This window comes from Piscinibacter gummiphilus (genome assembly GCF_002116905.1).
Taxonomy (GTDB): domain Bacteria; phylum Pseudomonadota; class Gammaproteobacteria; order Burkholderiales; family Burkholderiaceae_C; genus Rhizobacter; species Rhizobacter gummiphilus.
In genome coordinates, this window is sequence record NZ_CP015118.1 from 1,585,216 (window position 1) to 1,609,505 (window position 24,290).

Sequence of the window (24,290 nt, forward strand, 5' to 3'; positions counted from 1 at the left end):
GATCCGGCGGCGGCCGCGACCTGTCGATGCGCGCTCCCCCAAATCGTCCGAAGTGACGATTCCGGGCCGGCGGTCCCGTTCGTACAGTGCCCTGGCACAAGAGGACAGGACCCCCCCCAGAGGACAGGACCACACCATGACACTTGAACACGCCGCGGCCCGGGGGCCGCATCGCCAAGCCAGGAAGAACGCCCGCCTGGCCCCGTCGCGCACTGCGCTGCTCGTCGCGTTGGCCTGGGGAGGGGCGGCCCACGCGGGCACCACCGACCTCGGCGACGGCCTCGAGGCCGTGTGGTCGATCAACGCATCGGTCACGGGCGGCTGGCGCACCCGCAACGCCGATCCCGACTTGATCGGCCCCGGCGACGGCGGCACCGGCTCGAGCTACACGGGCTCGGCCAACAAGAACTTCGACAAGGGCGACAACTTCTCCACGCTGTTCCGCGTGATCGGCGACGTGAACCTGCGCAAGGACGACTACGGCGTGATGCTGCGCGCCAAGGCCTGGGACAACTACCGGCTCAGCAGCCGCTCCGTGCAGTTCGGCGCGCCGAGCAACGACTACATCGCGAACACCGAGCTGAACGATTCCGCCTTCGACACGAACCTGTCGAAGTTCCGCGGCGCCGAGCTGCTCGACGCCTACGTCTACGGCAGCTTCGACGTCGCCGAGAACGCGCAGGCGAAGGTGCGCCTCGGCCAGCACGTGGTGAACTTCGGCGAGAGCCTCTTCGTGCCCGGCGTGAACCAGTACTCGGTGCTGGACGTGAACGCGCTGCGCCAGGCCGGCACGTTGCTGAAGGAGGCGCTGCTGCCGGTGCCGCAGATCTCGGCCAACCTGAGCCTGCCCGACGGCACGTCGCTCGAGGGCTTCTACCAGTTCCAGTGGAAGCGCACGAGCATCGACGGTTGCGGCACCTACTGGTCGCCGGCCACCGCGCTCAACTGCACGAACGGCTCCACCCTGGTGGCGAACGACAGCGTGTTCGGCCCGCTGCCGTCGGGCGCCGCGTGGAACGGCTCGGCGGCCACCGGTGGCGCGAACTTCCGCTTCTCGCTGCTGGACGACCGCGAGCCGAGCAACGGCGGCCAGTTCGGCCTCGCCGCGAAACACACGTTCGAAGCCATCGACACCGAGATGGGCGCGTACTACGTCAACTACAAGACGCACGTGCCGAACCTCTCGGGCGTGCGCGACATGACGACGGTGCCGGGCTCGGTGTACTACGCCCAGGCCCCGCTCGGCTCGGTGTTCTGGGACTACGACGCGAAGAACATCCAGGTGGCGGGCATCAGCGCGGCCACCGTGATCGGCGGGTGGGCCGTGGCCGGCGAGATGTCGTACACGAAGGACTTCCCGGTGCAGATCAGCTCGGTGGACGGCTTCTTCGCGATGGCCGCGCCGGGTCCGAACGGCACGGTGGGTGTCGGCCCGATGGCCTCGCGCTGGGGCTCCACGGCCTCGCCGCTCGGCTCGGGTGCGTACAACGAAGGCCGCGACTACAAGGACAAGATCCAGCTGCAGATGTCGACGATCAAGCTGTTCTCGGGCGTGCTCGGGGCGTCGTCGGCCTCGCTGCTCGGCGAGGTGGCGTTCCAGCACTGGACGGGCATCGGCGACCCGTACACGTCGGTGCGCTACGGCCGGGGCTTCGAGTACGGCGCGGCCGCCCACGTGACCTACGGCGGCGCCTGCCCGGCGGCCGCCACCAACGCGGCGAACTGCACGCAGGACGGCTACTTCACCTCGAACGCCTGGGGCGTGCGCGCCCTGATGGAGCTCGAGTACCCCGCGCTGATCCCGAACGTGGTGGTGCGCCCGCGCCTGTACCTGCAGTCCGACGTGAAGGGCTGGTCGGCCGACGGCGTGTTCAGCGAAGGCCGCTATGTGATTGCCCCCGGCATCAAGTTCGACTTCCAGAAGACCGCCTGGCTCGACCTCAGCTACAGCCGCTACAACCCCAACGCCCGCTTCGACAGCTTCCACGACCGCGACTACCTCGCCGCCGTGCTCGGCGCGAGCTTCTGACCCCGCGCCCTTTCCGGAGACTTCCGCATGAACCCCATCCGCCATCGCGCCGGCGCCCTCGGACTGCTCGCGCTCTTTGTCTTCGCCGTCCAGGCGAAGGCCCCGGCCGACCAGATCGACAAGCTCGGCAAGGAACTCACCCCCGTCGGCGCCGAACGCGCCGGCAACAAGGACGGCACCATTCCCCCGTGGGAAGGCGGTGTCACCAAGGCTCCGGCCGGCTTCGACGCCAACAAGGGCTGGGCCGACCCGTTCCCGGGCGACAAGCCGCTCTACACGATCACCGCGGCGAACGCCGAGCAGTACAAGGACAAGCTCGCGCCGGGCCAGCTCGCGCTGCTCAAGCGCTACCCGTCGTACAAGATGCCGGTGTACCCCACGCGCCGCTCGGCCGCGTTCCCCGAGTCCATCTACGCGGCCATCAAGAAGGAGGCCGGCACGATCGACACGGCCAACGAAGGCAACTCGGTGCTCGACGCCGTGGGCAGCACGGTGCCGTTCCCGATCCCGAACAACGGCGTCGAGGCCATCTGGAACCATGCGTTCCGCTACCGCGGCGCCACGCTCGTGCGCCACCAGACCGAGTTCCCGGTGCAGGGCAACGGCGCGTTCACGCCGGTCAAGCGCCACGAGGAGACCATCTTCGGCATCGGCCTGAAGGAAACGCCGAACGTGCTGTTCTACTTCCGCACGAACTACAAGGCGCCGGCGGCCATCGCGGGCGAGGCGCTGCTGGCGCACGACTTCATCGACCAGGTGAAGCAGCCGCGCGCCGCCTGGGTCTACAACCCCGGCACGCGGCGTGTGCTGCGCGCGCCGGAGGTGTCGTACGACACGCCGCGCAACGGCTGCGACGGCCTGTCGACCGTGGACGACTACGACGGCTTCAACGGCTCGCCCGACCGCTTCGAATGGAAGCTCGTGGGCAAGCGCGAGATGATCGTCTCGTACAACAACAACAAGCTCACCGACAAGGGCCTCAAGTACACCGACATCGTCAAGCCGGGAACGATCAACCAGGACCTGGTGCGCTACGAGCTGCACCGCGTGTGGGTGGTGGAGGCGAACCTGCGCCAGGGCAAGAGCCACGTGTACCGCAAGCGCGTGTACTACCTCGACGAGGACTCGTGGCAGATCGCCCACGCCGACCTGTACGACGGCCGCGGTGAACTGTGGCGCGTGCTCGAGATCTTCGGCGTGCAGTTCTACAACGCGCCGGCCTTCTTCATCGGCGGCTCGGCCCAGTACGACCTGCAGGCACGGCGCTACGTCGTCAGTGGCCTGACCAACGAGGAGAAGCCGATCGAGTTCAACACGCCGCTGAAGGCGTCGGACTTCACCACCGCAGCCCTGCGGCGCACCGGCAACTGACGGCGTGGGCACGAACCCGATCCGGCCGCGCGCGGGCGCGGCCCTCCTGACCTCGCTGGTCCTCGTGGGTGCGGCGTGGGGCATCGCGGTCAGCGCCCCGGCGCTGGCCGAGGGACTCGACCTGCTGGCCTCGCCCGCGCCAGCCACCCGCAAGGGACCGCAGCGGCTGCTGGTGGACGTGACCACGGCCGGCCACCGGCTCGTCGCGGTGGGGCAGGGCGGCCTCGTGCTGCGCTCGGACGACCGCGGCGCGCGCTGGACGCAGGCCGAGGTGCCCACGTCCGTGATGCTCACGTCGGTCACCTTCGCCGACGACCGCATCGGCTGGGCCGTGGGGCACGACGGCGTGATCCTCGGCACCCGCGACGGCGGTGTGACGTGGGTGCGCCAGTTCGACGGCAAGGCCGGCGACGCTCAGGCCCTCGCGGCCACCCAGGCGCAGCTCGCGCGCATCGACGAGTCGTCGCCGCGCCGGGAGGTCGCCGAGGACGCGCTCGGTGCGGCCGAGGCCGCGGTGTCCGCCGGGCCGTCGCGCCCGCTGATGGCCGTGCGCTTCTTCGACACCGAGACCGGCTTCGCGGCCGGCGCGTTCGGGCAGCTGTTCCGCACCGACAACGGCGGCCGGCAGTGGACCTACATCGGCGACCGCCTCGACAACCTCGAGGGCCTGCACCTCAACGGGCTGACGTTGACGCCCGAGGGCGACGTGCTCGTGGCGGCCGAGGCCGGCACGGTGTTCCGCTCGCGTGACCGCGGGCAGACGTGGACGCGCTCGGAGGTGGGCTACAAGGGCCACCTCTACGGCGTGCTGGCGCTGCCGAAGTCGGTGCTGGTGGCCTACGGGTTCCGCGGCCACCTGTTCCGCTCGACGGACGGCGGCGCGCACTGGGTGCCCGCGGCCAGCCGCACGACCAAGACGCTGGTGGCCGGCCTGCTGCAGAGCGACCGCGCGCTGCTGCTCGATGAAGAAGGCCAGGTGCTCGCGAGCACCGACGGCGGCGCGACGTTCTCGCCGGCCGGGCCCCGCCTGCAGGTGCGCCGCCTCGGCGGCTTCGCGCTGGCGGGCGGCGACACGATGGTGACCGTGGGACAGGGAGGCGCCGCCGTGTTCCCCGCCCCGCTGCCGAGGAGCAACCGATGACCGTGAAACCCACCCTCGGCGACCGCGTCGAGGCCTTCGCCGAGCGCGTGCTGTTCTCGCGCCGGCCGCTCTGGCTCGCGTTCTTCGCGGTGGCCTCGCTCGTGCTGCTGTGGCAGGCCCTGCTGCTGCGGCCGGACGCGAGCTTCCAGAAGATGGTGCCGGCGAACCATCCGTTCATCCAGAACACCCTGCGCTTCGAGAACGAGCTGCGCCCGCTCGGCAACACCGTGCGCATCGCGGTGGAGGCGACCGAGGGCGACATCTACAGCCGCGAGTACCTCGACACCGTGCGCCAGGTGACCGACGAGGTCTTCTACATCCCGGGCATCGACCGAGGCAACCTGCGTTCGCTGTGGACCCCGAACACCCTGTGGTTCGAGGCCACCGAGGACGGGCTGCGCTCGGGCAAGGTGGTGCCGGCCGACTTCGGCAGCCTCGGGCTCTCGCGCGACGTGGCCGTGGTGCGCGACAACATCGCGAAGGCCGGGCTCGTGGGCAGCCTGGTCGCCAACGACCACCGCTCCAGCGTGATCGTGGCGCCGCTGCTCGAGAACGATCCGGACACGGGCCAGAAGCTCGACTACGGCGTGTTCTCGACGCGCCTCGAGCAGCAGCTGCGCGCGAAGTACGAACGGCCCGGCATCCGCATCCACATCGTCGGGTTCGCGAAGCTGGTGGGTGACCTGATCCACGGGGCCGCGTCCATCGGCCTCTTCTTCCTGCTCACCGTGGTGCTGACCACCGCGCTGCTGTGGGTGTACTCGCGCTGCTGGCGCAGCACCTCGGTGACCATCGCGTGCTGCCTGCTCGCGGTGGCCTGGCACCTCGGGGTGATGCACCTGCTCGGCTTCGGGCTCGATCCGTACTCCATCCTCGTGCCGTTCCTGACGTTCGCGATCGGGGTGTCGCACGCGGTGCAGAACATCAACACCTTCGCGGTGGAGAGCCTGCGCGGCGCGACGAAGGAGGGGGCCGCGCGCGCCACGTTCCGGCTGCTGTTCGTGCCGGGCACGGTGGCACTGCTGTGCGACGTGGTGGGCTTCTCGACGCTGCTCGTGATCGACATCGGCGTGATCCGCGAACTCGCGATCAGCGCGAGCATCGGCGTGGCCGTCATCATCTTCACGAAGATGTTCCTGCTGCCCGTGGCGATGTCGTACGCCGGCATCTCCGGGTCGGGCCTGCGCGCGGCCGAACGGCGCGCACGGGGGCCGCACCGCCTCGCGGGGGCCATCGCGTCGCTCGCCTCCGGCGGCCGTGCGGTCGTGGTGGTGGCGCTCGCCACCGGCGTGGCCGTGCTGGGCTTCGCGATGAGCCGCCACCTGCAGATCGGCGACCTCGACCCCGGCGCGCCGGAACTGCGGCCCACGTCCCGGTACAACACCGATGTCGCCTTCTTCTCGCAGCACTACGCGACGAGTGCCGACACGTTCGTCGTGATGGTCAGGACACCGCCGGGCGACTGCGGGGCGTATGCCACCGCGGCCACCGTGACCCGGCTGCAATGGGCGCTGGAGGAGACCCCGGGGGTGCAGGGCACCGTCTCGCTGTTCGACTGGATGACGCAGATCATCGCGGGCACGTACGGCGGCAACCTGAAGTGGTCGACGGTCACGCGCAACCGCTACATCTCGAACTCGGCCCACAAGGGCATCCCGCAATCGTTCTACAACAACGACTGCTCGATGCTGCCGGTGATCGCGTACCTCGCGGACCACAAGGCGGCCACGCTCGAAGGGGTGGTGAAGACGGTGGAGGCGTTCGCCGCGCGCCACGGCGGACCGCAGGCGGAGATCCTGCTGGCGGCCGGCAACGCGGGCATCGAGGCGGCCACGAACCAGGTGGTGGCCGAATCGTGGCGGCCGATGCTGTTCCTCGTGTACGGCATCGTGGCGGTGCTGCTGATGCTCGAGTTCCGCTCGATCCGCGTGACGCTGTGCCTGCTGATCCCGCTCGTGATCACGTCGCTGCTGTGCGAGGCGGTGATGACGGTGATGGGCCTCGGCGTGAAGGTGGCCACGCTGCCGGTGATCGCGCTCGGCGTGGGCATCGGCGTGGACTACGGCATCTACCTCTACAACCGGCTCGAGCACGAGCTGGCGCGCGGCTTGCCGCTGCGCGACGCGTACTTCGAGACGATGAAGACGACGGGCCTCGCCGTCGCGTTCACCGGCATCACGCTCGCCGCGGGGGTGCTCACGTGGATCTTCTCGGAGATCAAGTTCCAGGCCGACATGGGCCTGCTGCTGACCTTCATGTTCCTGTGGAACATGGTGGGCGCGGTGGTGCTGATCCCCGCGCTGGCGGCGGTGATGGGGATCGGGCGGCGCGGGAGCGTCGCGGCGGGGACGGTGGTGCAGGCGCGGGCCTGAGGGGCCTCCTCTCACCGGTCATCCCGGCGAAGGCCGGGACCCCGGGCCTCGTTCGACGCGTTCAACCAGGTCCAGGGCCCCGGCCTCCGCCGGGGTGACAGCCTTCTTGTTTCGTCCGCGCATTCGATTTGAGCGAACGAACCTGACGCAACCGGCCACCCGTGTTCCATCCGTGGCCGGAGCCGCCGCCCCGGAATGTCGAACCGTCGACTCGTTTCGTCACTCATGTAACCAACGGAACACCGTGCGCTATGGCACATTCCAGGCCCTGACGTGGCGGCACGCCCTTTTTTGGAACCGATATCAAACGTGTTTCGAAGTTGGCATCATTTCTGCACTGTGTCCACGCAGACAAGTTCGTCGCCGGGACAAAGCGGGACCTCTCGGTGACTGCCATGTCACCCCAAGAACGATCAAGAGGTCCCGAGCATGAACCACCCCACCCCCGTGAAGCCGTCGAGGTCGCGCCCCGCGCTGGCGTTGACATCCCTGTTCTTCGCCGCGGCGCTGGCCGCCTGCGGCGGCGGCAAGTCCACCGAGCCCGACAACGCGGCGGCCCCGACGCCGAACGCCAACGAGCCCGTGCTGGAGAACCCGACGCCGGCACCCGCGCCGTCGCTGCCGGTCGGCGACACGCCGGCCGCCACGCCGTCGCTGCCGCCGGCGCAGCAGTTGCCGTCCGGCGTCGACATGAGCAACCCCGGCGTCGCCGTGAAGGTGACCGCGGCGACGGCCTCGTCGTCCACCAACGACGGCAGCAACGCCTCGAAGGCCATCGACGGCGTCGCGACGACCCGCTGGGAAAGCGGCCGCACGGACAACGAGTGGATCCAGTTCGACTTCGGCGCGAAGACCTCGCTGGGTTACCTGAAGCTCGTGTGGGAGAACGCGTACGGCAAGGAGTACGCGCTCGAGGCGTCCGATGACGGCGCCACCTGGTACCAGCTCCGCTACGTCACCAACGCCAAGGGCGGCACCGAGGAGTTCTTCAACCTCAACGCCAACGTGCGGTACGTGCGCCTGCGCGGCGTGGCCCGCGGCACGCAGTACGGCTACTCCCTGTTCGAGGTGGAGTTCAAGTCGCCCGGCAGCGACAACTCGCTGCCCGTGCTCGCCACGTCGGCCGAGAAGTTCCCGCCGGCGAACTCGCCGCTGGCCGCCGCGCCGGCCGTGCAGGACCCGCTGGAGACCGTGCAGTTCTCGCTGCCCGACGGCACGCTCGTCACCCGCTTCGGCATGGTCGGCCGTTCACGCCACGCCCGCGAGCGCGGCGAGGACTGGAACGAGATCGGCTATGGCGTCAACGAGACCGTGGACGCAAACGGAAAACCGGTCGACAAGGGCCCCGGCGCCCACCTGAACTGGGTCGCCAACTACTTCAAGAACCGCACCTGGGGTGTCGAGTTCATCGACAACAGCCGCGTGGCCGGTGTCACGAAGCCGTCGATCATCGTCAACCAGTACTACCAGCAGAAGCAGAAGGGCGGCGGCCATTCGTTCGTGCGCCGCTTCGACACCACGGGCGTCACCGGCTTCGGCTGGATGAGCCCGGGCGACCTGCTCGACGACACGACGTACTCGGTGAACGACGCCGTGTGCCCGGTCGTGCCGAAGCCCCCGCAGAAGGCGCTGGCCCGCCCCACCAGTGGCTACAACAACGTCATCGGCGCCAACGACGGCTGCAGCGTGGTCTTCGACGACTACCCCGCGCACTCGCAGCTCGTGGCCGACGGCAACGGCGTGCTCGTGCCGAACGGCGTGCGGGTCAACGCCCGTTCGCTCAAGGCCGGCGACGTCATCGAGTTCACCGGCTCGTTCTTCTCCACGCGTGCCGCCATGGACGCCGTGGGTGACAACGGTGCCGTGCGCTACTACACCAACGAACTCACCTACGTGGTGGGCACGGGCCTGCGTCCCTGGTACGGCGTGCAGCCGCGACTGATGAACGAGCCGCTGCCGGCGGAGACGCTGTCGGGCGGCATCGGATCGGTGTCGTACGACTACGCCGACAACGCGCAGTACATCTTCCAGCAGCCGCACAACAACATCGGCATGCAGAACATGCAGCGCTTCGTCGAAGGCCGCCGCTGGATCCACACGAACCTGACCACCGGCGAACACACGGAAGCGAACAACGACAAGAACAACGACGGTGTCGGCCTGCAGGGTCCCCGCTTCAACCAGTCCTCGTGCTTCGGCTGCCACATCAACAACGGCCGCGGCGTCGCCCCGGCCGTGGTGAACCAGCGCCTCGACACGATGGCCGTGCGCACCGCCGCGCTCGACGCGGGTGGCAAGCAGATCCCGCATCCGACCTATGGCCTGGGCGTGCAGATGAACGCCATGACGAACGGCAAGCCGCAGGACTGGGGCATGGCCGTGCGCGTGGCGGGCTTCGACACGAAGACCGTGACGCTGGCCGACGGCACCGCCGTGGAACTGCGCAAGCCGAAGGTCTCCTTCGACGGCCCGACGCCGGCCGCCTTCTCGCTGCGCAGCGCGCAGCCGATGATCGGCATGGGCCTGCTCGAAGCCATTCCCGATGCCGAGATCCTGTCGCGCGTGCGCACCACGGCCGATGCCGACGGTGTGAAGGGCACGGCCAACTACGGCTATGACCCCGAGACCGGCGCCGTGAAGCTCGGGCGCTACGGCTGGAAGGCCTCGAAGGTGAGCCTGCGCCACCAGACCGCCTCCGCCGCGCTGCTCGACATGTCGGTGACGACGCCCGTGTACCCGAGCCGCGACTGCCTCGCCGGTCCCGCGAACTGCAAGACCGGCCCGGCCGCGAAGGGCCTCACCGAGGACCAGCTGGTGCTGATGACGCGTTACCTGCGCCTGCTGGCCGTGCCGGCCCAGCGCAGCCTGACGAGCGGCTTCCCGAAGGGGGTGTCGCCCATCTCGTACCTCGACGTCAACCCGGCGCAGGTCGCGGCCGGCGCGAAGGTCTTCGACACGCTGAAGTGCAGCACCTGCCACGTCACGTCGATCCAGACCGGCGAAGGCTCGGAGATGGCCGAGACGCGGAAGCAGACCATCAAGCCGTACACCGACCTGCTGCTGCACGACATGGGCACCGGCCTGGCCGACACCCTGACCGAAGGCCAGGCCACCGGCAGCATGTGGCGCACTCCGGCGCTGTGGGGCATCGGCTACACCGAGCTGGTCGCCGCCAGCAAGAGCGTGCCGGTGGGTTACCTGCATGACAGCCGTGCCCGCACGCTGACCGAGGCCATCCTGTGGCACGACGGTGAAGGCGCGGCCAGCCGCCGGCGCTTCGAGGCGATCTCGAAGGCGGACCGGGATGCGCTGCTCGCGTTCCTGAAGTCGCTGTAAGGCGAAGTCCGGAAGGGGCGGCCACGGCCGCCCCTTTTTGCGTTCTGGTCCCCATGAACCAACCTGCACCCGTCGTCAACGGCCCGTGGCCGTTGCGCGCCCTGAAGATCGCCACCGCGTTCCTGCTCGGCACGCCGGCGACCTTGGTCTGGCTGCCGTACATGGTGCCGTTCGCGCTCTTCGGTCCGTTCTCGCTGGTGCGCGACGCGCTGGCCGGCCGCATCAGGTTCACGGACCTGCACGTCGTGGCCGTCGCGGCCGCGGGCACTGCCGGGCTCGTGGGCTTCTGGCTGTGGGTCTTCGACCACCCGGGACGGACGGTGCGCATGCAGCGCATCGTCGGCGTGCTGTGGCTGGCCGGGGCCGCGACGCTGGGGTCGAACCTGGCGGTGCCGAACCTGGCGGACATCTGGTTCAACACCACGGCGGTGCTCTGCGCCGCGGTCACCCTGGCAGGGCTCTGGATGCTCGTGCGGCCGAGAACACCCTCGGCCGCACGGTGAGTCAGTCGGGCCGCTTCGCGTACGGCGGGCCCAGCGACTCCACGGTGTACGTGTTGCCCGGATACGTCCGGTTCACGTGATTCACCAGCAGCTTCGGCGCCCGCTCCAGCGGCGCCCGCCGGTGCAGGCGGCCCCTGAGGCGCAGCGCACCCCGCACCAGCGCCGCGTACCACCGCGGCGGCGCGGTGTGCCCGATGGCGGGGTGCAGGCGTTCCGGCACCAGGCTCAGCACCGACCACGTCACGAGCCCGCGCAGCGGCCAGGGCAGCCACGCGGCCATCACGCGCATCGTGCTGTCGGCCACGCGCTGGTTGGCCGGGTCGTAGATGAACTCGCGGGCCTCGTACTCGGCGACGAAGGCATCGAACGCCGCCTTGTCGGCCGGGATGTCCGTCATGCCCATGCGCCGCCCGATCTCGCACCAGTAGTGGAACCAGGCAGCCTCCTCGTGCGGGGTGAACGCGCGCCACGCGAAGTCGGCCATCCACTTCACCGGGAACTCGATGAAGGTCCACAGCACGAAGAGGTAGTCCTCGTTGCGGATCGAGAAGAACGAGTGGATGTGGTTCATCTGCGCGATGGACCGCTCGCCGAGTTCCCCGTCCCAGCCGCACTCCATGAATTGGCCGATCAGCAGGCGGGTGTCGTCGTAGCGCTTCTGGCCGCGGTTCGCGAACTCGGCCGTGCGGTCGAGCAGGCCGGAGACGGTGCGGCTGCCGTACGTGTGGAACAGCGCGAGTTCGGTGGAGCGCAGCAGGTCGAACGGGAACTCGTGGGCGTACAGCAGGTGGACGATGCGCTGGCAGTCGCGCACTGCATCCAGTGAAGCGATCTCCTCCTGCACCGACGGCGCGTGCGCCTGCCAGAAGCGGCGGCGGTGGGGGAGTGAATGCAGCGGACAGCCAGTGGTCATGCGGGTTGCTCCGGAAAACACGGCACGTCGGATGGTAAGGCCACCCACGGTTGCGCGCTACCGCACCACAGGTGCAGCTTCGGCGCCAGCCACGACGGGTCGTCGAGCGTGCCGGCCTTCAGCGCGATGACACCCGGCCGCGCCGGCGAGTCGGTGAGCACCGGCGTGCCGCAGCGGCCACAGAAGCGGCGGCGCACCTCGCGGCCGCTGGCGGCCTTGCCGGCGAACGAGTCGAGTTCGCCCTCGATCGACAGGTCGGCCGCCGGCATCGCCAGCAGTACCGAGAAGGCCGAGCCCGACTGCCGCTGGCAGTCGCGGCAGTGGCACACGAGCGCACGCGCCTTCGCGGTGATGGCGCGGTAGCGCACGCGTCCGCACAGGCACGCGCCAGTGGCGGTCTCGGGCGCGCTCAAGCCGCCTTCCTCCGCGTCATCGACACCGTCTGCGGCATCGTGTACTCCAGCAGGCCCTCGAGCCCCTGCTCGACCCCCAGCCCCGACTGCTTGTGCCCGGCCATCGGTTTCATCGGCGTGATGGTGTGGATCTCGTTGACCCACACGGTGCCGGCCTGCAGGCGGTGGGCGATGCGCAGCGCGAGCGCCTCGTCGCGGCACCACACCGACGCGCCGAGGCCGTACGGCGAGGCGTTCGCGCGGGCGATGGCATCGTCCACGTCGGTGAACTTCAGCAGCGGCAGGATCGGGCCGAAGGGCTCCTCCTGCACGATGCGCGAGTCCTCGGGCGGGTTGTCGACGAGGGTGGGCGGGAAGAAGAAGCCGGCACCGGCCGGCACGTCGCCGCCGGCGATGATGCGCTGGCCCTGGCGGCGGCAGTCGTCGAGCAGGCCCTTCAGGCGCTCGAACTGCGGGCGGTTCTGCACCGGGCCCAGTTCGACGCCCTCGTCGGTGCCGCGTCCCACGCGCGTGGCGGCGGCGAGTTTCACCAGGGCGGCCGACAGCTTGTCGTACACGGCCTCGTGCACGTACAGCCGCTTGATCGCGAGGCAGAACTGCGCGCTGTTCGCGAACGCGCCCCAGAACAGCACGGGGGCCAGCGCGTCGACGTCCACGTCGGGCATCACGATGGCCGCGTCGTTGCCGCCGAGTTCGAGCGTCAGGCGCTTGAGCGTGGGCGCGGCGCTTTCCATCACGCGGCGGCCGGTGGCCGTCGACCCGGTGAAGCTGATCTTGTCGAGACCGGGGTGCGAGGACATCCACGGCCCGAGCGCGTCGCCGCCGCTGACGGTGTTCAGCACGCCCGGCGGGATCGCGTCGCGCAGCAGCTCGGCGAAGCGCAGCGTGGTGAGCGGCGTGAACGGCGAGGGCTTGAGCACCACGGTGTTGCCGGCCAGCAGCGCCGGCGCGATCTTGAAGAAGGCCAGCGCGATGGGGAAGTTCCACGGCACGATGGCGCCCACCACCCCGATGGGCACGCGGCGCACCTCGACGAGGGTTTCGGCGGTGTCGGCGAGCACGTGCGTGCCCGGCTCCAGCTTCGCGATCTCGGCGCACCAGTACGCCGCCGTCATCACCTCCTCGACGGCGCGCGCGAGCGGCTTGCCCTGTTCCTGCACGAGCAGCGCGCCGAGCGCGTCCTTGTGTGTCATCAGCGTGCCGGCGATGGCGCCGAGCACCGCGCGCCGCTCCACCAGCGGCGTGGCGGCCCAGCCCGGTGCGGCGCGGCGGGCCGAGGCCACGGCCGCATCGAGCTGCTCGGACGAGCAGTCGGGCACCTCGGCGAAGACCTGGCCGGTGGCGGGATCGGTCACGGACAGGCGCTGCGAGGAGGTGACGGCGCGGCCGTCGATCGTCATCGTGAACGGGGCATTCATGGGCGGGTCCTTGTCATTTCGAGGGAGAGGAGGCGGCGCTGTCGGCGATCTGGATCGCCTGGCGCAGCTGCTGGGCGAAGGGGTGCGAGGTGTCGAGGTGCTCGAGGGCGTCCTCGAAGTGCTTCTTCGCGACGGCGGGTTGGCCGCGGTCGAGCGCGACGCGGCCGAGCAGCGCATGGGCCATCACGTTGCCGGGGTCGAGGGCCAGCGCCTTGTCGAGGTGCTTCTCGGCCTCGGCGTTGAGCTTGCGGCCGTTGGCGTTGCCGAGCGATCGGCCGAGTTCGGCGTGGGCCATCGCGTCGTCGGGTTTCAGGCGGACGATGTTGCGGTAGGCCTTCACCGCGTCCTCCTGGCGGCCCATCACCGTGTAGGCGCGGCCGAGCATCTGCCAGCTGTCGAGGTCGTCGGGGTTGGCCTTCACCCGCTGTTCGAGCTGCAGCACGAGCGCGGGGCCGTCGGACGCGGGCGCGGAGGCGGGGGCTTCGGCCGCGGCGGGCGGTTGAGCGGGGACGGCGGGCGTGGCCTGGGCCGAGGGCATGCCGGCGATCAGCGCACCGGCGCCCGCGAATGCGGCGGTCACCAGTGCGAGCAGGCCGACGAGGAAGCGGCGCGAGGGCCGCGAGGTGTCTTGGGAGGTCATGCGGTACTCCTGGGCAAGGAAAAGAAGCGGCCGGAAAACCGGTCGGCACCGCACCGGCGGGTGGCCGGTGCGGTGCCGACGGACAGGGGCGGGTGGCCCCTGTCCGGACTCCGGGTCCGCGGACCGGTCACAGCGTCTTCATGTACTCCAGGATGGCGAGGCGCTCCGCGTCGGTCAGCGACTTCGTGAAGTCGTGGCCGCCGTTGCCCTGCCCATACAGGTAGGTGTTGAAGATCATCCGGGACTTGATCTGCTTGTCGGTCACGGGCGGCGGCGACTGGTAGGCCAGCGAGTTCTGGCCGGCGACCGCGTTGGCGATCGAGGCGAACACGATGTCCTCCGTGGCCATCTGCGGCGAGCAGGGCAGGAACGGGTTCGTCAGCACGTTGTTGCTGCAGGCGACCGTCGTGTACTTCCAGCCGAGCTTCGTGAAGTCGTAGGACGCATAGCTCGCGTCGTAGCCCTGGTTCTTGCCGAAGATGCCGGGCGCCGTGTAGTTGCGCTTCCAGATCTTCGGACGGTCCGACGGCTTGAGCACGCCCCACACGTCCGGCACCGAGCCGTTGTGGAAGAACGGTGCGCTGCCCCACGTGCCGTACAGCGGCGGTGCCACGTAGCCGAACGGCTTGATCCACTCGTTGGGGCCGAGCGGCGAGTAGACCGGGCCCATGCCACGGTCGTACGCGGCGCGGGGAACGCGGCGGGCCACGCTGGTCAGGACGTCGTCGTAGTAGTTGTTCCAGTCCTTGCTGAGTTCGTTGTACGCCCACCAGCTGCTGTTCCAGGCCCGGCGCTTCTTCTCGTCGGCCATCAGCCCCACGCGCTGCGGGTCGGTGCCGATGGTCTCGGTCGGCGTGATCACGCCGGCCACGCCCTTCAGGCGCGGGTCGGGCAGGAAGGCCGGGTCGTTGGCGTAGCGCGGCGCGTAGACGCCGTGGCAGCTGGCGCACGAACCGTTGCCGGGCTGCTTCGGGATCTCCGCGTTCGCGTTGTTGGCCCACAGGTCACGCGTGTGGAAGATCACGGCCCCCTGCTCGGCGAGCGGGGTGTTGATCGTGCCCGGATACTTCGGCGGTGACAGCGACAGGAAGAAGTTGTTGTTGTCCTCGAACTCCGTCGCCAGCGCACGGCGCTTCGGACCGTCGCGGAACAGGTTCGCGACACCGAACGCCATCTCGGAACGCACGTTGTCGGAGGTCAGCGCGCCGTCCCAGAACTGGCGCGGCTTCCAGGCGCGGTGCCACCAGTTCGGCGCCTTCGACATGCCGGCCGCGTGCGACGGGAACCACTCGAGCAGGCTCGGGACGAGCTGCAGCGAGTCCATGTCCCAGATGGCGGGCAGGGCGTCGAGGATGCCGATGGCGTCCGTCGTGCCGCGGCCCACGCTCCACGGGATCGGCAGCAGCTGCAGCGGCAGCGTGACGACGTTCGCGCGGTAGATGTCGGACGAGGTCAGGCCGGCGTCGTTCGCGTCGTTCGAGCGGCCGTGCAGGAAGGGGGCCTCGGCTTCCGTGCCCAGACGCGAGTCGTGGCACGCCGAACAGGTGGAACCGATGAGGCCGTTCCAGCGGCCGTTCTCGTCCTTGTCCTGCATGAAGCCGAGGGGCAGCTGGCCGCTGCCGCCGTTGGTCTGATTCGGGTCTTCGCCGGGCAGCGGGTACGGATTGCGGAACGGGGCCTTGGTCGCGCCGTAGCGCTTGGCGGCCTGTTCGTCGAAATCGGGCGGACGCAGCAGGTAACCCCAGGTCAGGTGCAGGTTGTGCCAGCCGAGCGCGGTGCTGAACGGCTGGAAGTACTGCTTGCCGCGCATGTTCGCCTGGCCGCGGGCCACGGACGCGCGGAACTCGCCGCAGGTCTTCACGCGCGGCGGCAGTTTGGCCACGAACGGCTCGGGCGGGTTGTGCAGGTCGACGTACCAGGCGTTGAACTGGATCGCGGCCCCGGGGGTGTTGACCCCTTGCTTGACGAGCGTGCGGGGGTCCACCGGCAGCGGGGTGGCATCGGGCTGGCCGTCGCAGGCGCGCGCCCACGGGGCGCGGATCACCTGCTGGTCCAGCAGCGGCAGGTCCGCGGCCATCGCTGCGTGCGGCGCCGCCATCAGGGCGGGCAGCACGAACAGCGCGCGGCTGCGCCATCGTTGGGTTGTCATGTCGTGTTCTCCTTGTGTACCTTCGCGGCTCTCGTACGGCGGGTGGGAAGGCACGTCACATCCCGCAGCCGTCCGACAGTACGTTTCGGGGTCCGGCGGCTCCCTCGTCAATTGCGACGATTTTTCGGGCCGGCGGGGCGGCGCCGCCACGCGGTCGCGAACCGTCCGAACCGACGATGGGCGGCGCGGGGCGCGGTTCCTACGATGGGGTCACTGTCATCCGGAGAGCCCCTGTCATGGAGATCCGCGCCGCCGTGGCCCGCCCGCCCGGTGTCTTTTCGCTCGAAACCGTCGAACTCGATGCCCCGCGGGCCGGTGAAGCCCTCGTGCGCATCGTCGCGGCCGGCCTCTGCCACACCGACGTGGCCGCCCTCGACCAGCACCTGCCGTATCCGCTGCCCGCGGTGCTCGGCCATGAGGGCGTGGGATTCGTGGAGGCGGTGGGTGACGGCGTCACGCGGCTCGCGCCGGGTGACGCCGTCGTGCTCACCTACGGCGCGTGCGGGGTGTGCGCCAACTGCCAGTCCGGGCGGCCCGCGTACTGCCTGCAGTCGCGCCGGCTGAACTTCGCGCCGTGCCGGCCCGACGGGTCGTGTTCGCACCACGCGCTCGGGCGCCCGCTGTCGGCCGGGTTCTTCGGGCAGTCGTCGTTCGCCACCCATGCGTTGGTGCGCGAGCGCAACGCGGTCAAGGTGCCCGGCGCCGTCACGGCCGACGAACTGGCCACGCTGGCCCCGCTCGGGTGTGGTGTGCAGACGGGGGCGGGCGCGGTGCTCAACGTGCTGAAGCCGGCGGTGGGGTCCACCGTCGCCATCTTCGGGATGGGGGCGGTGGGGCTGTCGGCGGTGCTGGCGGCGAAGCTCGCGGGCTGCTCGCGGATCGTCGCGGTCGACCTGCACGCGGGGCGGCTGGACCTGGCCGCCGAGCTTGGAGCCACCGACCTCGTGCGTGCCGGCGACGGCCCGGCGGGTCCCCAGGTGCAAGCCCGGGTGGCCGGCGGCACCGACTTCGCGGTGGAGGCCACGGGCATTCCCTCGGTCATGGCCGATGCCGTGGCGTCCACCCATCGCACCGGGACGACCGTGCTGCTGGGGCTCGCCGCGGCCGGGTCGTCGGTGACCTTCGACGCGAGCCTGCTGCTGAGCGGCCGCACCGTGCGCTCGTCCATCGAGGGCGACGGCGTGCCGGAGGTGTTCATTCCCCGATTGATCGCGCTGCACCGTGCGGGTAGCCTGCCGTTCGACCGCTTCTGCAGGCACTACCCGGTGGATGCGATCAACGACGCGGTGGCGGATTGCCGGCGCGGCGACACGATCAAGCCCATCCTCCACATGGACGCAGGCGACTTTCGTCGCTTCGGACGATCGTCCGCCGCCGCATGAGCGGCCATGATCACGTCGACAACACGCAGGGGGACACAGGCATGGCGGGTCCGCTCGACGGTTTGAAGGTGGTGGAACTCGCGGGACTCGGCCCCGCGCCGTTCTGCGCGATGCTGCTGGCCGACCTGGGTGCCGACGTGGTCCGCATCGCCCGGCCCGGCAGCCCCGAGCCGGGCCCGGCCGACGTCACGTCGCGCGGGCGGCCCTCGGTGCGGCTCGACCTGCGCAGCCCCGACGGCGTGGCCGCGGTGCTCGCGATGGTGCAGGGCGCCGACCTGCTGGTCGAAGGCTTCCGCCCCGGGGTCATGGAACGCCTGGGCCTCGGGCCCGCGCCGTGCCACGCGGTCAACCCGCGGCTCGTCTACGGCCGCATGACCGGCTGGGGCCAGCACGGTCCGCTCGCGCACGCGGCCGGCCACGACATCAACTACGTGGCCCTCAGCGGCGCGCTGCACGCCATCGGGCGGTCGCACGACACGCCGGTGCCGCCCCTCAACTTCGTGGCCGACTACGGCGGCGGGGCGGTGCTGCTGGCCTTCGGGCTGATGTGTGCGCTGCACGAGTCGCGCGCCTCGGGCCGCGGCCAGGTGGTGGACGCCGCGATGACCGACGGCTCGGCGCTGCTCTCGGCCATGTACTACGGCCTGAAGGCCGCGGGCCAGTGGACGAGCCAGCGCGGCGAGAACCTCCTCGACGGCGCGGCCCCGTTCTACGACACGTATGCCTGCGCCGACGGCCGCTTCGTCGCCATCGGCGCGCTGGAGCCCGAGTTCTATGCGCTGCTGCGCGAGCGCTGTGGCATCCAGGACCCCCTGTTCGACGCGCAGATGGACACCACCCGCTGGCCCATGCAGAAGGTGCGGCTGGCCGATGTCTTCCGCACCCGCACGCGCGACGAGTGGTGTGCGCTGCTGGAAGGCACCGACGCGTGTTTCGCGCCGGTGCTCGACTGGGACGAGGCGCCGTCGCACGCGCACAACCTCGCCCGCGAGACCTTCGTCACCGTCGACGGCGTGGTCCAGCCGTCGCCGGCCCCGCGGTTCAGCCGGACACCCGCCCGGCCGCCGCAGCCTCGAACCCCCACCGACCCGGCCGCGCTGCTGCGCGCCTGGGGTGTGGACGAATCCCTGGCCGCGCGGCTTGCCGCCGGCCCGAACCCTGCCTAGGAGAGTCGCATGCACCTGACGCAATCCCTGCACAAGGCGCTGCGCGAGCGCCCGGAGGCCACCGCGGTGGTCTGCGGGCCTCAGCGCGCCACGTTCAGCCAGTTCACCGAGCGGGTCTCGCGCCTGGGCGCCGTGTTGCGCGGCCTGGGCATGGGCCCGGGCGACCGCGTGGGCATGATGAGCCTGAACTCGATGGCCTACGTCGAGTACCTGTTCGGCACGTGGTGGGGCGGCGGGGCCATCAACCCGGTGAACTTCCGCTGGAGCGCGAAGGAGGTGGCGTACTCGCTCGACGACTGCGACACCCGCATCCTGCTCGTCGACAAGTTCTTCGCCCCGCAGATCGCGGCGATCCGGCCGCTGTCGAAATCGCTGGAGGTCGTCGTCTACACCGGCGAGGGCCCGGCGCCCGAGGGCATGCTCTCGTACGAGGACCTGATGGCCGCCGCCACGCCGATGGAAGACGCCTTCCCGGGTGGCGACGACCTCGCCGCGGTGATGTACACCGGCGGCACCACCGGCATGCCGAAGGGTGTGATGCTGAGCCACACGAACCTGTGCATCAACGCACTGAGCGCGGTGGCCGCGGTGCCGCGCCAGGGCGAGGCGGTGGGGCTGGTGGCCGCGCCGTTCTTCCACGTGGGCGGCTGCGGCCTGTCGCTGCAGATGATGCAGCGGCTGATCCCGCAGGTGGTGGTGCCCATGTTCGACGAGGTCGCCATCCTGCAGGCCATCCAGGCGGAGAAGGTCACCGAGACTTTCCTCGTGCCCACGATGATCAAGCGGCTCATCGAACACCCGCGCTTCAAGGAGTTCGACCTGTCGAGCTTCCACCTGATGCTGTACGGCGCCGCGCCCATCGACGCCGTGCTGCTCGGCCAGGCCATGGACGCGCTGCCCGGCGCGAACTTCTGCCAGGCCTATGGCATGACCGAACTGGCGCCCACCATCTCGGTGCTGCTGCCCGACGACCACCGTCCGGGTCCGGACCAGGCCAAGCGCCTGCGCTCGGCCGGCCGCCCCGTGCCCATCGCCGAGGTGCGCATCGTCGACAACGACGGCCGCGACCTGCCCCCGGGCCAGGTGGGCGAGATCACCGCCCGCGGCCCGATGGTGATGAAGGGCTACTGGAACAAGCCCGCCGAGACGGCGAAGGCGCTGCGCGACGGCTGGATGTTCACGGGCGACGGCGGCTACATGGACAAGGAGGGCTACCTCTACGTCGTCGACCGCCTGAAGGACATGATCGTCACCGGCGGCGAGAACGTGTACTCCGCCGAGGTGGAGAACGCCATCGCCCAGCTGCCCGAGGTGTCGATGTGCGCCGTGATCGGCGTGCCCGACGACCACTGGGGCGAACGGGTGCACGCGGTGATCGTGCCGCGGCCCGGCACCACGCTGGAGGAGGCGCGGGTCATCGCCCACTGCCGCGACCTGATCGCGGGCTACAAGTGCCCGCGCAGCGTGGAGTTCCGCACCGAGCTGCCCCTGTCGCCCGCCGGCAAGCTGCAGAAGTTCATCCTGCGCGAGCCCTTCTGGGCCGGCCGCGAACGGCGGGTCAACTGACATGGCATTGACATTCAAGCGGTCCTGGACCGACGAAGACCTCGACCTCTACCGCGACTCGGTGGGCCGTTTCCTCGAGGCCGAGATGGTGCCCGGCGACGAGGACGCCCGCCACCGCGGCAACGTGGGCCACGCGCTGTGGCGCCATGCCGGCGAACTCGGCTTCCTGTGCAGCGACATCCCCGAGGAATGGGGCGGCGCCGGCGGTGACTTCCGCCACGAGGCGGTGCTTTGCGAGGAGATGGCCCGCCGCGGCCTCACCGGCATGGGCACGTCCGTGCATGCCATCGTCGCGCACTACCTGCTCAACCACGGCACGCCCGACCAGAAGGCGCGCTACCTGCCGCGCCTCGCGAAGGGCGAGCTGGTGGGCGCCATCGCGATGACGGAACCGGGCACGGGCTCGGACCTGCAGGCCATCCGCACGCGCGCCGAGCGGCGTGGCGACACCTACGTGCTCAACGGCAGCAAGACCTTCATCACGAACGGCTTCCTCGCCGGGCTGGTGCTGGTGGTCGCGAAGACCGACCCCGCGCAGGCCGCGCGCGGCACGTCCATCCTGATCGTCGAGACGAAGGACCTGCCCGGCTACCGCGTGGGCCGCGTGCTCGACAAGGTGGGCCTGAAGGCGCAGGACACCTCCGAACTGTTCTTCGACGACGTGGTGGTGCCGGCCGCGAACCTGCTGGGCGGCCAGGAGGGGCAGGGCTTCTTCCAGCTGATGGGCGACCTGCCGTACGAGCGGCTCATCATCGGCGTGCTGGCGCAGGCGTCGATGGAAGGCGCGTACGCGGCGACCCTCGACTACGTGCGCGAACGAAAGGCCTTCGGCAAACCCGTCGCGGAGTTCCAGAACACCCGTTTCAAGCTCGCCGAGATCGCCACCACGCTCACCGTGGGCCGCGCGTTCATCGACCGCTGCGTCGATCAACTGCTGGCCGGCCAGCTCGACACCGCCACGGCGTCGATGGCCAAGCTGTGGGCCTCGGAGGCGCAGGGGCGCGTGGTCGACGAATGCGTGCAGCTCTTCGGCGGCTATGGCTACATGAACGAGTACCTGATCGGCCGCATGTACACCGACGCGCGCGTGCAGCGCATCTACGGTGGCACCAGCGAGGTGATGAAGGAAGTCATCTCCCGCGCACTCTAGCCATGGACACCTTCGACTACATCGTGGTCGGCGGCGGCTCGGCCGGCTCGGTGCTGGCCGGCCGCCTGACCGAGGACCCGGACACGCGCGTGCTGGTGCTGGAGAGCGGCGGGGGCGGCAGCAGCTGGGTGGTGAACACACCGGCCGCCGTCGTCGCGATGCTTCCGACGCGCCTGAACAACCATGCCTTCGAGACCGTGCCCCAGGCGGGCCTGGGCGGACGCCGCGGCTACCAGCCGCGGGGCAAGTGCCTGGGCGGTTCGTCGGCCATCAACGCGATGGTGTACGTGCGCGGCCACCGCTGGGACTACGACCACTGGGCCTCGCTCGGCAACCCGGGCTGGGGCTATGACGACCTGCTGCCGTACTTCCGGCGCAGCGAACACAACGAGGTGTTCGACGACGACTTTCACGGGCAGGGCGGGCCGCTGAACGTGAGCGGCCTGCGCACCGGGAACCCGTTCCACGAGGTGTTCCTGCAGGCCGCACGCGAGGTGGACTACCCGCTCACCGACGACTTCAACGGCGCGGAGCAGGAAGGCTGCGGCATCTACCAGGTCACGCAGAAGAACGGCGAACGCTGGAGCGTGGCGAGGGGCTACCTGCTGCCGCACATGGGCGTGCGGCCGAACCTCGAGGTGCGCACGCGGGTCACCGTGCTGCGCGTGCTGTTCGAGGGGCGGCGGGCGGTGGGGGTCGAGTGCCTGCAGGACGGCCGCCGTGTCACGCTGCGGGCCCGCGCCGAGGTGCTGCTGAGCGCGGGCGCGCTGCAGACACCGCAGCTGCTGCAGCTGTCGGGGGTGGGGCCGGCTTCCCATCTTCAGTCGGTCGGCGTTCCCGTGGTGCACGACCTCGCGGGCGTGGGCGGCAACCTGCAGGACCATCCCGACTTCATCTTCGGCTACCAGGCGAAGAGCCTCGACCTCGTGGGCCTCACGCCGCGCGGCTTCGCCCGCACGGCACGCGAGCTGCGGCGCTACTCGCGCGACCGCCGCGGCGCCATCACCAGCAACTTCGCGGAGGCCGGTGCCTTCCTGAAGTCCGATCCGTCGTTGCCCGCGCCGGACCTGCAGCTGCACTTCGTCGTCAGCATCGCCGAGGACCACGCGCGCAAGCTGCACTTGGCCCATGGCTACTCGTGCCATGTGTGCCTGCTGCGGCCGCGCAGCCGGGGCACGGTGCGGCTGCGCGACGCGGATCCCCTGTCGGCACCCGACATCGATCCCGCGTTCCTCGAGCATCCCGATGACCTCGCGCAGATGGTGAAGGGCTTCCGGATGACACAACGGCTGATGGACGCGCCGTCGCTCGCGCGGTGGCGCACGAAGGACCTGTTCACCGAGGGCGTGCGGACCGACGACGAGGTCCGCGCGGTTCTGCGGGCCCGTGTCGACTCCGTCTATCACCCGGTCGGGACCTGCCGCATGGGGCACGATGCCGACGCGGTGGTGGATGCGCAGCTGCGCGTGCACGGCCTCGACGGGCTGCGGGTGGTGGATGCCTCGATCATGCCCACCGTGGTGGGCGGGAACACGAATGCGCCGGTGGTGGCGATTGCGGAGAAAGCGGTGGACCTGATCCGGGCGCGGGTGCACTGACGGATTTGTCCGCTACGATGCGGCCCCATCACACCAGCGGAGGGCATTCAGTGGCCAAGTTCGTGATCCTGAACTTCGAGGACGATGACCAGGGGCAGACGCCGAACTCGACGGTGCCCGCGGTGATGCGCAAGAGCAGCACCGGCGCGGTCGCCGTGCCGGGCCACGTGACGGGGTCGGCCCGCTCGACGGTGGAAGGGGTCGCGGCGAAGGCCCGGGCCAAGGAGACCTTCTTCCGCAAGAACGTCGTCCACCACTACTCCGGCATCGACCTCATCCGCCGGGACGCCGCCGGCACGCTCGGCCGCAACGACGTGGCCCAGGTGCGCGCCGACGTCGCGGCGGCCAGGAAGGTCTACATCATCCTGCACGGTGCGCCGGACGTCACCGAACACGGTTTCACCAACGCCCAGACCCACATCGGCTGGCGCGAACTCAGCTCGCTGGCGCTGCTGCTGTTTCCGGAACGTTCGGACCCGTACCGCATCAGCCTCGTGATGTGCTACGGCGCGCGCACCGACAACTTCCGGCTCAACCACCTCGGGGCGATGTCGCCGGGCGATCTCAAGACGAGCTTCGCCTACAAGTTCTTCCGCGCGCTCTGCAACTTCCGCAAGCTCTCGCTCACGGCCTGCACCGGTGCCGTGTCCACGCAGGGGAGCGACGGAACGAACGAGGTCGAGACGGAGGAGTGGGTGTCGGCCACGCTCGACGTGATCGACTACCAGAAGGACAAGCCCACCCGTGACCTGAGGAAGGACGACCTCGACTGGGTCAAGCAGGCCTACATCCGCAGCGGCACGGGCAGCCTCGCCGACTGGAACGCGTTGAGGGACGCGTTCTACACCGACCGCACCAAGGTGCCCAAGGGCTACTACGAGACCGAGATCAAGAAGTACATCGCGCACACCCAGCACCTGTACGACGACCTGCAGGCCGCCAAGTCGCAGGCCGCCCAGATGCACGGCGGCCTGTCCAACCGCAGCAAGTACGGGCGCATCCTCTACGACTACAGCCAGGGCGGGGTGCTCACCATCGTCAACAAGTACGGGGATCCGATGAATCCGGTGGCGGGGCAGAACTACCTGCTGTACCGGGGGCCGTTGCTCTGACCGGCGGGTGGGGCCGGGGCGGCATGGTCAC

Annotated in this window: 16 protein-coding genes and 1 pseudogene; 12 read left to right on the forward strand and 5 right to left on the reverse strand. The window is 70.0% G+C overall.

Annotation, left to right across the window (positions count from 1 at the left end; all coding sequences use genetic code 11):
* Positions 1-136 precede the first annotated feature (136 nt).
* The 6 genes from A4W93_RS07160 to A4W93_RS07185 all read left to right on the forward strand — a co-directional run bounded on the left by A4W93_RS07160 (position 137) and on the right by A4W93_RS07185 (position 10,752).
* Entirely contained in the window at positions 137-2,029 is a 1,893-nt protein-coding gene (locus A4W93_RS07160; protein WP_085749959.1) for a DUF1302 domain-containing protein, read from the forward strand.
* A 27-nt stretch (positions 2,030-2,056) separates the two neighbouring features.
* A complete protein-coding gene (locus A4W93_RS07165) occupies positions 2,057-3,400 on the forward strand; it encodes a DUF1329 domain-containing protein (protein ID WP_085749960.1) in 1,344 nt (447 codons plus the stop codon).
* Positions 3,401-3,404: 4 nt separating this feature from the next.
* The gene (locus A4W93_RS07170; RefSeq protein WP_085749961.1) at positions 3,405-4,541 is read left to right on the forward strand and encodes a WD40/YVTN/BNR-like repeat-containing protein; all 1,137 of its coding nucleotides are present in this window, start codon (positions 3,405-3,407) and stop codon (positions 4,539-4,541) included.
* Positions 4,538-6,913, forward strand: coding sequence for an efflux RND transporter permease subunit (locus tag A4W93_RS07175; RefSeq protein WP_085749962.1), 2,376 nt, complete (start codon positions 4,538-4,540; stop codon positions 6,911-6,913). Before A4W93_RS07170 ends, A4W93_RS07175 begins: the two co-directional genes overlap by 4 nt.
* A gap of 429 nt (positions 6,914-7,342) precedes the next feature.
* Positions 7,343-10,249, forward strand: coding sequence for a di-heme oxidoredictase family protein (locus A4W93_RS07180; protein WP_085749963.1), 2,907 nt, complete (start codon positions 7,343-7,345; stop codon positions 10,247-10,249).
* Between the two features lie 53 nt (positions 10,250-10,302).
* The gene (locus A4W93_RS07185) at positions 10,303-10,752 is read left to right on the forward strand and encodes a hypothetical protein (RefSeq protein WP_157131610.1); all 450 of its coding nucleotides are present in this window, start codon (positions 10,303-10,305) and stop codon (positions 10,750-10,752) included.
* Position 10,753: 1 nt separating this feature from the next.
* Here A4W93_RS07185 and A4W93_RS07190 read toward each other — a convergent pair whose 3' ends face one another.
* From A4W93_RS07190 to roxA, 5 genes are all read right to left on the reverse strand, one after another.
* Positions 10,754-11,665, reverse strand: coding sequence for an oxygenase MpaB family protein (locus A4W93_RS07190; RefSeq protein ID WP_085749965.1), 912 nt, complete (start codon positions 11,663-11,665; stop codon positions 10,754-10,756).
* Positions 11,662-12,078 (reverse strand): GFA family protein, encoded by a 417-nt coding sequence (locus A4W93_RS07195; protein ID WP_085749966.1) that lies wholly within the window; start codon positions 12,076-12,078, stop codon positions 11,662-11,664. The genes A4W93_RS07190 and A4W93_RS07195 overlap by 4 nt, the downstream gene beginning before the upstream one ends.
* On the reverse strand, positions 12,075-13,496 hold the full coding sequence (locus tag A4W93_RS07200; RefSeq protein ID WP_085749967.1) for an aldehyde dehydrogenase family protein: 1,422 nt from the start codon (positions 13,494-13,496) through the stop codon (positions 12,075-12,077). The genes A4W93_RS07195 and A4W93_RS07200 overlap by 4 nt, the downstream gene beginning before the upstream one ends.
* 13 nt (positions 13,497-13,509) lie before the next feature.
* Complete coding sequence (locus tag A4W93_RS07205; protein WP_085749968.1) at positions 13,510-14,136, reverse strand: tetratricopeptide repeat protein; 627 nt, start codon at positions 14,134-14,136, stop codon at positions 13,510-13,512.
* Between the two features lie 127 nt (positions 14,137-14,263).
* Positions 14,264-16,285: a rubber dioxygenase RoxA gene (roxA, locus tag A4W93_RS07210; protein WP_085749969.1), complete on the reverse strand. Its 2,022-nt coding sequence runs from the start codon at positions 16,283-16,285 to the stop codon at positions 14,264-14,266.
* Positions 16,286-16,521: 236 nt separating this feature from the next.
* Between roxA and A4W93_RS07215 the strand changes: the two genes are divergently transcribed.
* From A4W93_RS07215 to A4W93_RS07240, 6 genes and pseudogenes are all read left to right on the forward strand, one after another.
* On the forward strand, positions 16,522-17,667 hold the full coding sequence (locus A4W93_RS07215) for an NAD(P)-dependent alcohol dehydrogenase (RefSeq protein WP_085749970.1): 1,146 nt from the start codon (positions 16,522-16,524) through the stop codon (positions 17,665-17,667).
* A 41-nt stretch (positions 17,668-17,708) separates the two neighbouring features.
* A complete protein-coding gene (locus A4W93_RS07220) occupies positions 17,709-18,833 on the forward strand; it encodes a CaiB/BaiF CoA transferase family protein (RefSeq protein ID WP_085749971.1) in 1,125 nt (374 codons plus the stop codon).
* Positions 18,834-18,842: 9 nt separating this feature from the next.
* Positions 18,843-20,399, forward strand: a complete 1,557-nt coding sequence (locus A4W93_RS07225) for an acyl-CoA synthetase (protein ID WP_085749972.1) — start codon at positions 18,843-18,845, stop codon at positions 20,397-20,399.
* Between the two features lies 1 nt (position 20,400).
* Entirely contained in the window at positions 20,401-21,549 is a 1,149-nt protein-coding gene (locus A4W93_RS07230) for an acyl-CoA dehydrogenase family protein (RefSeq protein WP_085749973.1), read from the forward strand.
* Between the two features lie 2 nt (positions 21,550-21,551).
* Positions 21,552-23,132: pseudogene (locus A4W93_RS07235) on the forward strand (GMC family oxidoreductase); the annotation flags it as partial.
* Positions 23,133-23,197: 65 nt separating this feature from the next.
* Positions 23,198-24,259 carry a hypothetical protein gene (locus A4W93_RS07240; protein WP_085749975.1) on the forward strand — a complete coding sequence of 354 codons (1,062 nt, stop codon included), beginning with the start codon at positions 23,198-23,200 and terminating at the stop codon, positions 24,257-24,259.
* Positions 24,260-24,290 lie beyond the last annotated feature (31 nt).

Bases quoted from the DNA above. Each gene is read 5' to 3' on its own strand.
- A4W93_RS07160 (WP_085749959.1), top strand. From the start codon at position 137: ATGACACTTGAACACGCCGCGGCCCGGGGGCCGCATCGCCAAGCCAGG.
- A4W93_RS07165 (WP_085749960.1), top strand. From the start codon at position 2,057: ATGAACCCCATCCGCCATCGCGCCGGCGCCCTCGGACTGCTCGCGCTC.
- A4W93_RS07175 (WP_085749962.1), top strand. From the start codon at position 4,538: ATGACCGTGAAACCCACCCTCGGCGACCGCGTCGAGGCCTTCGCCGAG.
- A4W93_RS07180 (WP_085749963.1), top strand. From the start codon at position 7,343: ATGAACCACCCCACCCCCGTGAAGCCGTCGAGGTCGCGCCCCGCGCTG.
- A4W93_RS07185 (WP_157131610.1), top strand. From the start codon at position 10,303: ATGAACCAACCTGCACCCGTCGTCAACGGCCCGTGGCCGTTGCGCGCC.
- A4W93_RS07190 (WP_085749965.1), bottom strand. From the start codon at position 11,665: ATGACCACTGGCTGTCCGCTGCATTCACTCCCCCACCGCCGCCGCTTC.
- A4W93_RS07200 (WP_085749967.1), bottom strand. From the start codon at position 13,496: ATGAATGCCCCGTTCACGATGACGATCGACGGCCGCGCCGTCACCTCC.
- A4W93_RS07205 (WP_085749968.1), bottom strand. From the start codon at position 14,136: ATGACCTCCCAAGACACCTCGCGGCCCTCGCGCCGCTTCCTCGTCGGC.
- roxA (WP_085749969.1), bottom strand. From the start codon at position 16,285: ATGACAACCCAACGATGGCGCAGCCGCGCGCTGTTCGTGCTGCCCGCC.
- A4W93_RS07215 (WP_085749970.1), top strand. From the start codon at position 16,522: ATGGAGATCCGCGCCGCCGTGGCCCGCCCGCCCGGTGTCTTTTCGCTC.
- A4W93_RS07220 (WP_085749971.1), top strand. From the start codon at position 17,709: ATGGCGGGTCCGCTCGACGGTTTGAAGGTGGTGGAACTCGCGGGACTC.
- A4W93_RS07225 (WP_085749972.1), top strand. From the start codon at position 18,843: ATGCACCTGACGCAATCCCTGCACAAGGCGCTGCGCGAGCGCCCGGAG.
- A4W93_RS07230 (WP_085749973.1), top strand. From the start codon at position 20,401: ATGGCATTGACATTCAAGCGGTCCTGGACCGACGAAGACCTCGACCTC.